Below are 9,938 nucleotides of genomic sequence, written 5' to 3' on the forward strand. Positions count from 1 at the left end.
ATTGGGGATTTCTAACAGCGTATTACGGTACTATTAATATGGCTGTCAGAGTAGAATAATAGTAGGATAATTTATGAGTGAAATAAAAGTAGATACTAGGCTGTGGTCCACTAAAGCGCGTAATTTATCACCTTACATCCCTGGTGAGCAGCCGCAACACGATAACTTATGTAAGCTTAATACCAACGAAAACCCATTTCCGCCCTCACCAAGAGTCACTGAAGCGATCAGTGCTGTGCTTACACAGCAAGCTGAGGAGCTACGCTTATATCCTGCGCCTGAATCTGACGACTTACGTGCCGCCTTAGCTAGAGCGTATGACCTCGATATCAACCAAGTTTTCGTAGGCAATGGTTCAGATGAAGTACTCGCCTTAATATTTGCCAGCTTCTTTATGAAAGAGCGTCCATTACTAGCGCCCGATATCAGCTACAGCTTTTATCCGGTATATGCCCAGACTTTTGGGGTTGAGCTGGTAAAGATCGCTCTAGAAGCTGATTTCAGTATCGACCCAGATGCTTATCGTCAGCCTTGTAGTGGTATCATCATTGCCAACCCCAATGCGCCAACGGGTCTATTACTCTCGCTCACAGATATCCGTAAGCTAGCCAGCGAACATCCCAATGCCACTATTGTCATAGATGAAGCTTATATTGATTTTGCGCAAGTTGGTGCGGCCGATTCTGCAGCGCCCGTTTCAGCGGTGAGTTTGATTGACGAGCTAGATAATTTATTAGTCACCCAAACCTTTTCTAAATCGCGCTCGCTTGCAGGTCTCAGAGTAGGGATGGCGTTTGGTAATGCCTCGTTGATTGAAGCGTTGACGCGCATGAAAAACAGCTTCAACAGCTATCCGTTAGATAAGCTTGCGCAAGCCGGCGCGACCGCTAGTGTTTTGGATACTGAATATTTTGAGCAGACTTGTCAGCAAGTGATTGATTTGCGTCATTCTTTGACTACCGAATTGGCAGCTTTAGGTTTTGAGGTGTTGCCATCGCAAGCTAATTTTGTTTTTGCGCGTCCTCATGACGGTGATGCTAGTGGTATAGCAGGCGCATTACGTGAGCGAGGCATCATCGTTAGACACTTTGATCAGCCGCGTATTCAGGAATATCTGCGTATTACGGTAGGAACCGCTGAGCAGCATCAGCGTCTCATTACTGCGCTAAAAGAGCTAACAGCTTAATTAAGGCACTTTTTTTGGTTATTAAGATAAGTCTTTATTAGCAATCTGCTTGCGCCAATATTGTAAGCAGATTGCCTACTTTATCTAAGCATTCTTGATACTCGGCATCAACCTCTGAGGCGACAGTAATTCCGCCGCCTGCCCACAGACTGACTTGTTTATGACCATCTTTCGAACTGGTAGCTTGCAAGGTACGAATTAGCACGTTCCATTGACCACTACCATCAAAATTCATATAGCCCAAGGTACCACAATAAGCGCCACGCGGCGCTATCTCAAGCTCTGAGATAATCTCGACCGCACGTTTTTTTGGTGTGCCAGTAATAGAACCTGCTGGCAAGCTACCAAATAATACAGCCAAGGGATGAGTGTCTGCCTTTAACTCAGCAGTAATAGTACTGACCAGGTGATGGACATTACTAAAGCTCTCAATAGTAAATAACTGCGGTACTTTTACCGACCCTGTCTTAGCGTATTTTCCTAAATCGTTGCGTAATAAATCGACAATCATCACATTTTCAGAGCGATCTTTATCGCTGTTGATTAGCTGCTGCTCAAAGGTTGCATCTTCCTCCATAGTAACACCACGCGGCATCGTACCCTTTATAGGTTTAGTCGTGATGGTGTGCTTGTCGCTATTAGAGTCTTTGCTAAAAGTAAAAAACAACTCTGGCGAGCAGCTTAATAATTCAAAATCTGCATTTTTTAGCGCAGAGCTATTTGCAGCGTTTATGCTCATATAACCGGCGAAAGGCGCTTGCGTATTACGCTGTAAGCTGGGTAGATAGTCTATCAAATTTAGGGTGACTGACGTCTTATCTTTAGGATTAGTTAAAGCCGTTAATTTACCCTGCCAAGCCTGGGTAAGGTTGATTTGGTAGCAGTCGCCTTGCTGTAGGTAGCGCTGAGTTTGAGCAAAAGCTTGTTGATAGTCACTTTTTTGCCACTGGGGTTGCAGCTTTAAGGGTGCGAGAAGCGGAGTAAGCTGACTTACCGCTTTAGGGTCAGATAAGGTGTCATCTTTACGATCTTGAACCAAATTATATTCTAAAGCGTCGAGATAGGAGACAAGCTGATCTAAGTCATTATCCTCTATCGCGTTGCCTGAGTTATCAGTCGATTTGTAGCTCAGTGACCAGATTATTCCCTCAGCTTCAGTATTCTCATTTGCGCTTAGATAGATATCATAATGACCGAGCGCTGCAAGCGGCGACTCAGCGCTGGTTCTAGTGACCGCTGGGCTTAAATACTGCGCGGCGATGTCATAGCCGATAAAACCAATAAGGCCGTGATGATAGTGAGGCGAGCTTAGCGTAGTTTGCGCTGCTTTTTCTAGCTTTTGGTAACCTTGGCAATAAGCAATAAGCTGCTGCTGCCAAGCCTCATAAGTGATATTTTCTGCAGTTGTCGCCCTAGAATCGTTGCGAAACCTTTGAATCAGCTTATAAGACTCTGGCGAATCTGGTATAGAGTAAAGCTGCCAGCTGACTTTAGGCAGCAGACCGATAACCGGCTGACCGTCGTTATCGAGCCAAACCAGTTGCCAGTTTGCCGCGCTGTTTCTAGTGAGTAGCTGCTGCTGCAGTACAGGCAATAACTCCGCGGCACATAAGTCGCCAAAACGCCAGCTACGATTTGGCATAGCTGGCGTCTCATTAGTAGTAGGGTGTTGAGTACTCATAAATTAAGCGGTAAATTCTTTGATAATCAAGGTCGCATTGGTACCACCAAAACCGAAGCTATTACTCATCAATGTCTTGAGTTCGGTTTCGCGCTTTTGCGTGACAATATCGAAACCAGTGGCGTCTTCATCTAGAGTGTCGACATTGATGCTTGGTGCAATAAAGCCTTCTTGTAGCATAAGCAAGCAGTAGATCAGCTCTTGCGCGCCGACCGCGCCTAAGCTATGACCGGTCATGGACTTAGTGGAGCTTATCGGCGGGACTTTACTGATATCGTCATCGAATACTTTGGCGATGGCTTGCAGTTCAGTGATATCACCTAGAGGCGTACTCGTGCCATGAGTGTTGATATAGTCGACGCTCTCTAGGCCTGCATCGTTTAGCGCCTGTTGCATGCAGCGTACTGCGCCCTCACCACTTGGTGCGACCATCTGAGCACCATCGGAGCTAGCACCATAACCGACGATCTCGGCTAAAATAGTAGCGCCGCGCGCCTGGGCATGTTCAAGGCTTTCGACTACTAGCATCGCGCCGCCAGCGGCTATCACAAAGCCGTCGCGGTCTTTATCATAAGCTCTCGAGGCCAGCTTTGGCGTGTCGTTATACTGCGTACTGACCGCGCCCATCGCATCAAACATACAAGACTGTGTCCAGTGCTCCGCTTCGCTACCGCCAGCGAGTACTACATCCGCTTTACCCAATTGGATGAGCTCAGCGGCATGACCGATACAATGCGTTGAGGTAGCGCAAGCGGACGTCAAAGAGTAGGAGACGCCTTGAATCTTGAGGCCAGTCGCTAGTGCCGCTGATACTGAGCTGCCCATGGTTTTGGGCACTGCCATTGCCCCAACACCGCGTAGACCTTTTTCGCGCATCGCATCTACCGCATTGACTATACTCTCAGTCGAAGCGCCGCCTGAGCTGGCAACTAATGCCACGCGTGGATTATTATTAATAGTCTCAAGAGCCAAGCCTGATTGCTCAATAGCGTCTAAAGCGCTGACATAAGCATAAAGGCTAGCATCGCTAAAAAAGCGTTTGAGCTTACGATCGATTTTGGAGGTATCCAATGCTGTTTTATCGATACTGCCGCTCACTTGCGACTTAAATCCATGCTCGGCATAGGACTCATTAAAGGTGATACCAGATTGTCCTTCTCTAAGAGACTGGGTCACACTAGCCAAATCATGACCGATGCAAGAGACGATCCCAGCTCCTGTAATAACCACTCGGCGCATATTCTATTCCTTGTAATAATGATGTTTTTACGATTTTCAGATAGGTTATGAACGGCTGTTCGTTAGCTAGATTATTCGCAATCTAGCCCAATCTGAACCTCAGATAAAGTCATACAATGATACCTTAGTTCCGACTATAATGATGCACAAGCTATGCAATATATTTTACTGACTGGCAAGTATGATTGATTTATAGCGAATCGTTAGACTTTAAAGTGCATAAAGCCATTGCGAGCAGTATTTATCTTTATAAGGAAATTAGAAGCCAGTAGAAGATACAAACTTTATGTTCTCAATAACATTGTTCACACTGACAGACGTTATGAGAATTAGCTACTCTAACAAATGCAAACTTAGTAAAACCCGCAACCCTTTAAATAGAAGTTTTTTTAAAGGTTAAGATACAAACAGCTTAAAATGCAGAACACCTAAAATATAAAGCAATAGGCGCTAACAATAACATTCTGCTAACCCTGTCAATTTAAGGATATAACTATGGCAAAGCGTAACACCCTCTCTAAAGGTATCAGCACTATCGGTCACTTTACTCGTGATAATCTTGAGCGTATGGGCGCTTTTATTGATAGCGCTAACGCCAAGGCAGGCAAACCGCGTCAATATAAAGCGGTCAATCTAGGTGATGAAGATTATCAGCAAGACTTGTTTCGCGAGCAGACGTTAAAGGCCACTCAGCAACTGATCGGCACGCGCTTTGCCACTTATGGCAAGTATGCCAAAAAGATAGTTCCCAATAGCCTTTTTCAATCGACTATCGATAGTGCGTTTGCGCAAGTTGCTAACCTTGCTTCTAGTTGGAGCCGCTTAGACCTGCCAAATGAGCATCGTTTTGCCGATATATCAAACTTAGATGATGAGCAGCGCTATGCGCTAGCAACTGATATTGCTAACCAAAACCGCGCTCTAGCGACATTAGGCGGTATCACCGGCCTTGCTGGTTTGCCAGGCTTACTAGCCGATACTTTGTGGTTACTATTAGTATCACTACGTACCGTTTATCAGCTAGCCGCTGTCTATGATAAACCCTTGACTGGCAAGCAAGGCGTGAAGATGGCTTATGAGCTACTCTCAAGCGCTGATCTGAGTAAGATGCAAGAAAAACAAGCCTTGCTTGCAGGTATCGGGGTAGGTAAAGGGTTACTCGATAATGCGCAACAGCGTGGTCTGCATAGCGAGCTCAAAAACTTAGGTCTAAAAAATCAAAACGTCAACTACTATGCCGAACAAGTCGATAATATTGCCGGACAAGTTGGTATCGATTTGGATCAAATTAACTTATCTTGGTTGCGCCGCTTCTTACCAGCGACTGCTGTCATCGTTGGTATGCGTTATAACAGTAGCTTAATTGACGAAGTCATTGGCGTAGCACAAGCGACTTTTGGGCCTGAGCCTAAGCTTGCCAATAAAGCCATCACCGATGACAGTAGCAGTGAAGCTAAAGTTGAAACCTCTGAGAGCGATAAAGAAGATAGCACTGACCAAGATAAGCAAAGTAAAAACAAATCTGCTAAGACGTCAGACGATAACAAGCAAACTAACGATAAGAGCGGTGCAGATGATAAAAAAGCTGATAAAAATGCTAAGAGCGATGAAGCTAAGCAAGATAAGCAACAAGCTCAAGCCAATAAGTAGCTTTAGCGGATTAATGTAGGTGCTAAAACAGACACTAAGCCAAAAGGCGATACTGATGAATAAAAGGGCTAAAGGCAGGATATGGTTGATAATATCGTTACCGCTCTTGAAAAATAGCTCAGTATCGTCATTTAGTATGGACAAGTTAATTTAGCTTATTACAAGTTAAAGACTTATTGCACATTCAAGAATAGTTGTAAAGTGAAATCGCTGATAAGTAGTTGAAATAGCAGCAACAACTCTTTATAATATACTGTCCTAAAAATGGGTACTGCCAATATTCGCGATTATTGTGGATTGCTCGGCAGATTGGCCCATTTTTTTGTTTTATACCAAACGGGAGAAGGATGCCTTATGGCAACAACTAACCAATTGATTCGTAAGGGTCGCAAAACCATCAAGGAAAAGTCAAAAGTTCCTGCGTTGCAAGCGTGCCCACAGCGCCGCGGTGTATGTACTCGTGTTTATACGACTACACCAAAAAAACCTAACTCAGCTATGCGTAAAGTATGCCGTGTTCGCTTAACTTCAGGTTATGAAGTATCAAGCTATATCGGCGGCGAAGGTCATAACCTACAAGAGCACAGCGTTGTGCTTATCCGTGGTGGTCGTGTAAAAGATCTACCAGGTGTACGTTATCACACCGTTCGCGGTGCACTTGACTGCGCAGGCGTAAAAGACCGTAAGCAAGGTCGTTCTAAGTACGGTGCCAAAAAGCCAAAAGCTTAATATAAGCTGAGCTTTTTGCATTACCCATTTAACTGTGCATAGGTTTGGTGTTACTAGACAAAACTCACTCAGTGATTTTGCTATTAAACATACCACTATGCAGTAAGGCTGACTGATAATGGATAGCTCTACTCTTATAGATGCAGCTTGAGATTATGAATGTCAGACTCTCCTGAAGACAAGGAAATTTATTATGCCAAGACGTCGCGTCGTAGCTACCCGTGAGATCCTACCGGATCCTAAGTTTGGTAGCCAAACTATCGCCAAATTCATCAACCACGTGATGAACGATGGTAAAAAATCTACTGCTGAGCGTATCGTATATGGTGCTCTTGAGACGGTAAGCGAAAAGCGTAACATCGAAGATCCAGTATCTTTCTTCGAAGAAGTGCTAGAAAACGTTCGCCCAATGGTCGAAGTAAAAGCTCGCCGTGTTGGTGGTGCAACCTACCAAGTACCAATGGAAGTACGCCCCTCCCGTCGTACTGCCTTGGCTATGCGTTGGTTAGCGGAAGCCGCTGCTAAGCGTTCTGAAAAATCTATGGCTTTACGCCTTGCCGGTGAGCTAAGCGATGCCTCAGAAGGTAAAGGCAATGCTATGAAGAAGCGTGATGAAGTTCACCGTATGGCTGATGCCAACAAAGCGTTCTCACACTACCGCTTCTAAGCGATATTCTTATAATTGTTTTATTCTATTGATTGTCGCCATCGTTAACGGTTATTTAGTGGCATACCGCTAAGCTTATTATACTTAGCTTTATACTGCTAAAGCGTCCGGGTGGCGGACATCTATCAAGATATTTCTTTATATAGGCATCTTTATAGGTCTACTCCTAGCTGGTTCTTACTAAAGAGTATCCCAAAATTTATACCACTATATTCTTAGTATTTGCTCTTGTTTGTCCGTATCAGGTCCAATAATCAGTAAGTCATACTATAAAGTTGACGGCTTTGTTACAGAGTATGGGGTAGAGACACAACACCTTAATTCATACACGAATTTCCCTAGGAAAATACTATGGCTCGTAAAACTCCCTTAAAGCGCTATCGTAATATTGGTATCTCAGCGCATATTGACGCTGGTAAGACTACCACGACTGAGCGTATTTTATTCTATACTGGTAAAAACCACCAACTCGGTGAAGTTCATGATGGTGGCGCAACTATGGACTGGATGGAACAAGAGCAGGAGCGTGGCATCACGATTACCTCGGCTGCAACGACTTGTTTCTGGAAAGGTATGGATCAACAGTTTGATGAACATCGCATCAACATTATCGATACCCCAGGTCACGTTGACTTCACCATTGAAGTTGAGCGTTCTATGCGTGTCCTTGATGGGGCTTGTATGGTTTATTGTGCCGTTGGTGGCGTACAGCCACAGTCTGAGACTGTCTGGCGTCAGGCGAACAAGTACAAAGTACCACGTCTAGCCTTTGTTAATAAGATGGATCGCGTTGGTGCTGACTTTTATCGTGCTGTTGAGCAGGTCAAGACTCGTCTGGGTGGTAACCCAGTACCCGTTGTTATTCCAATTGGTAAAGAAGAAGATTTTGAAGGTGTCATCGATTTAGTGACAATGAAAGCAATATACTGGGATACTGAAACTCAGGGTATGACGTTTGAAGAGCGTGAGATCCCAAGCGAGCTGCAAGCTAAAGCAGAAGAATATCGCGAGATGTTGGTTGAGACTGCCGCTGAAGCTTCTGAAGAACTTATGAATAAATACCTAGAAGACGGCGAGCTGTCTGAAGATGAGATTCATGACGCTATTCGTGAGCGTACTATCGCTAACGAAATCATCCCAATGCTTTGTGGTACTGCCTTTAAAAACAAAGGCGTCCAGAAAATGCTAGATGCAGTTATTCGTTATATGCCTGCGCCGCATGATGTACCAGCAATCCGCGGTATTCTTGATGACAAAGAAGAGTCTGAAGGCTTCCGCGAAGCGTCTGATGATCAGCCGTTTGCCGCACTAGCGTTTAAGATCATGAATGACAAGTTCGTTGGTAACTTAACCTTCGTTCGAGTTTACTCAGGCGTTGTACAGCAAGGTAGCACTGTTTATAACCCGGTTAAGATGAAGCGTGAGCGTATCGGCCGTATCGTTGAGATGCATGCTAACTCGCAAGAAGAGCTACAAGAGATCCGCTCTGGCGACATCGCCGCTCTAGTCGGTATGAAAGACGTTGGTACTGGTGACACGTTATGTGATGAGCAAAACGTTATTACGCTTGAGCGTATGGAATTCCCAGATCCAGTTATCAGCCTTGCTGTTGAGCCAAAAACTAAAGCCGACCAAGAAAAAATGTCAATCGCTCTAGGCCGCTTGGCAAAAGAAGATCCGTCGTTCCGTGTACATACTGACGAAGAGTCTGGCCAGACTATCATCAGTGGTATGGGTGAGCTTCACTTAGAAATCTTGGTTGACCGTATGAAGCGTGAATTCAATGTTGAAGCTAACATTGGTGCACCGCAAGTTGCTTACCGCGAAACGATTCGTGAAACTGTCGAACAAGAAGGCAAGTTCGTTCGTCAGACTGGTGGTCGTGGTAAATTCGGTCACGTTTGGTTACGTCTTGAGCCACTTGATCCAGCAGGTGATGTTGAGTACGAATTCGCTGAAGAAGTTGTTGGTGGTGTGGTACCAAAAGAGTATCACGGTGCGGTCGACAAAGGTATCCAAGAACGTATGCAAAACGGCGTCCTTGCTGGCTACCCAGTGGTTGGTGTAAAAGCAACGTTATACGATGGTTCATACCATGACGTTGACTCTGATGAATTGTCATTCAAAATGGCAGGTTCTATGGCTTTCAAAAAAGGCTTTATGGCGGCAAACCCTGCGCTACTAGAGCCTGTAATGAAAGTTGAAGTTGAGACGCCAGAAGACTACATGGGCGACATCATGGGCGATTTAAACCGTCGCCGTGGTATGGTTCAAGGCATGGAAGATCTGCCTGGTGGTACTAAGCAGATTCGTGCCGAAGTGCCATTAGCTGAGATGTTTGGTTATGCCACGCAAATGCGCTCAATGTCACAAGGCCGTGCGACTTATTCAATGGAATTCCAAAAGTATGCTGAAATTCCTAAGTCTGTTGCTGCTGAAATCATCTCTAAGTTCAACTCTAAAGATGATGAGTAATTAGCTGACTTATGGCAGTGTAGAGCGCCTTTACATGAAAGACCTCTATACTGCTATTAATATACGGTTATTAGAAATACACCAATAATTGGTTAAAAGACTTGTTATTGGTGATTATTTTCTTATAATATCTGCACACTAAGTGCACCTCTAAACATTTATTTCAATGTGGTTGGCATTATCTTAGTCATTTTTATATTAGTCATTTATAACGATAGACCTAGAAGCTGACCCCAATAAAAAGGATACACTCATGGCAAAGGCCAAGTTTGAACGCAACAAGCCCCACGTCAACGTCGGCACCATTGGAC

7 protein-coding genes are annotated in these 9,938 nt (G+C 44.6%); 5 read left to right on the forward strand and 2 right to left on the reverse strand.

Translation table 11 applies throughout. The features are described from left to right. Nucleotides 1–73 precede the first annotated feature (73 nt). The gene (gene hisC, locus ACS8E3_RS11365; RefSeq protein WP_439244268.1) at nucleotides 74–1,186 is read left to right on the forward strand and encodes a histidinol-phosphate transaminase; all 1,113 of its coding nucleotides are present in this window, start codon (nucleotides 74–76) and stop codon (nucleotides 1,184–1,186) included. Between the two features lie 37 nt (nucleotides 1,187–1,223). Here the strand turns inward: hisC and ACS8E3_RS11370 are convergent, their stop codons facing one another. Both ACS8E3_RS11370 and ACS8E3_RS11375 read right to left on the reverse strand, forming a co-directional pair. Further along, nucleotides 1,224–2,867: an anthranilate synthase component I family protein gene (locus ACS8E3_RS11370; protein ID WP_439244269.1), complete on the reverse strand. Its 1,644-nt coding sequence runs from the start codon at nucleotides 2,865–2,867 to the stop codon at nucleotides 1,224–1,226. A gap of 3 nt (nucleotides 2,868–2,870) precedes the next feature. Continuing rightward, nucleotides 2,871–4,106: a beta-ketoacyl-ACP synthase II gene (locus ACS8E3_RS11375; protein ID WP_439244270.1), complete on the reverse strand. Its 1,236-nt coding sequence runs from the start codon at nucleotides 4,104–4,106 to the stop codon at nucleotides 2,871–2,873. A 495-nt stretch (nucleotides 4,107–4,601) separates the two neighbouring features. Between ACS8E3_RS11375 and ACS8E3_RS11380 the strand changes: the two genes are divergently transcribed. From ACS8E3_RS11380 to fusA, 4 genes are all read left to right on the forward strand, one after another. After that, entirely contained in the window at nucleotides 4,602–5,756 is a 1,155-nt protein-coding gene (locus tag ACS8E3_RS11380; RefSeq protein ID WP_439244272.1) for an EcsC family protein, read from the forward strand. A 354-nt stretch (nucleotides 5,757–6,110) separates the two neighbouring features. Further along, nucleotides 6,111–6,485, forward strand: a complete 375-nt coding sequence (gene rpsL / locus ACS8E3_RS11385) for a 30S ribosomal protein S12 (RefSeq protein WP_025646352.1) — start codon at nucleotides 6,111–6,113, stop codon at nucleotides 6,483–6,485. Nucleotides 6,486–6,678: 193 nt separating this feature from the next. After that, nucleotides 6,679–7,152 carry a 30S ribosomal protein S7 gene (rpsG, locus tag ACS8E3_RS11390; RefSeq protein WP_025646354.1) on the forward strand — a complete coding sequence of 158 codons (474 nt, stop codon included), beginning with the start codon at nucleotides 6,679–6,681 and terminating at the stop codon, nucleotides 7,150–7,152. Nucleotides 7,153–7,503: 351 nt separating this feature from the next. After that, nucleotides 7,504–9,627, forward strand: coding sequence for an elongation factor G (gene fusA / locus ACS8E3_RS11395; protein ID WP_439244274.1), 2,124 nt, complete (start codon nucleotides 7,504–7,506; stop codon nucleotides 9,625–9,627). Nucleotides 9,628–9,938 lie beyond the last annotated feature (311 nt).

Origin of the sequence: Psychrobacter sp. 2Y5 (assembly GCF_051847375.1) — a bacterium.
Classification (GTDB): Bacteria; Pseudomonadota; Gammaproteobacteria; order Pseudomonadales; family Moraxellaceae; genus Psychrobacter.

Excerpts from the sequence above, each read along its gene's own strand:
- hisC (WP_439244268.1), top strand. The coding sequence starts at position 74 with ATGAGTGAAATAAAAGTAGATACTAGGCTGTGGTCCACTAAAGCGCGT.
- ACS8E3_RS11370 (WP_439244269.1), bottom strand. The coding sequence starts at position 2,867 with ATGAGTACTCAACACCCTACTACTAATGAGACGCCAGCTATGCCAAAT.
- ACS8E3_RS11375 (WP_439244270.1), bottom strand. The coding sequence starts at position 4,106 with ATGCGCCGAGTGGTTATTACAGGAGCTGGGATCGTCTCTTGCATCGGT.
- ACS8E3_RS11380 (WP_439244272.1), top strand. The coding sequence starts at position 4,602 with ATGGCAAAGCGTAACACCCTCTCTAAAGGTATCAGCACTATCGGTCAC.
- rpsL (WP_025646352.1), top strand. The coding sequence starts at position 6,111 with ATGGCAACAACTAACCAATTGATTCGTAAGGGTCGCAAAACCATCAAG.
- rpsG (WP_025646354.1), top strand. The coding sequence starts at position 6,679 with ATGCCAAGACGTCGCGTCGTAGCTACCCGTGAGATCCTACCGGATCCT.
- fusA (WP_439244274.1), top strand. The coding sequence starts at position 7,504 with ATGGCTCGTAAAACTCCCTTAAAGCGCTATCGTAATATTGGTATCTCA.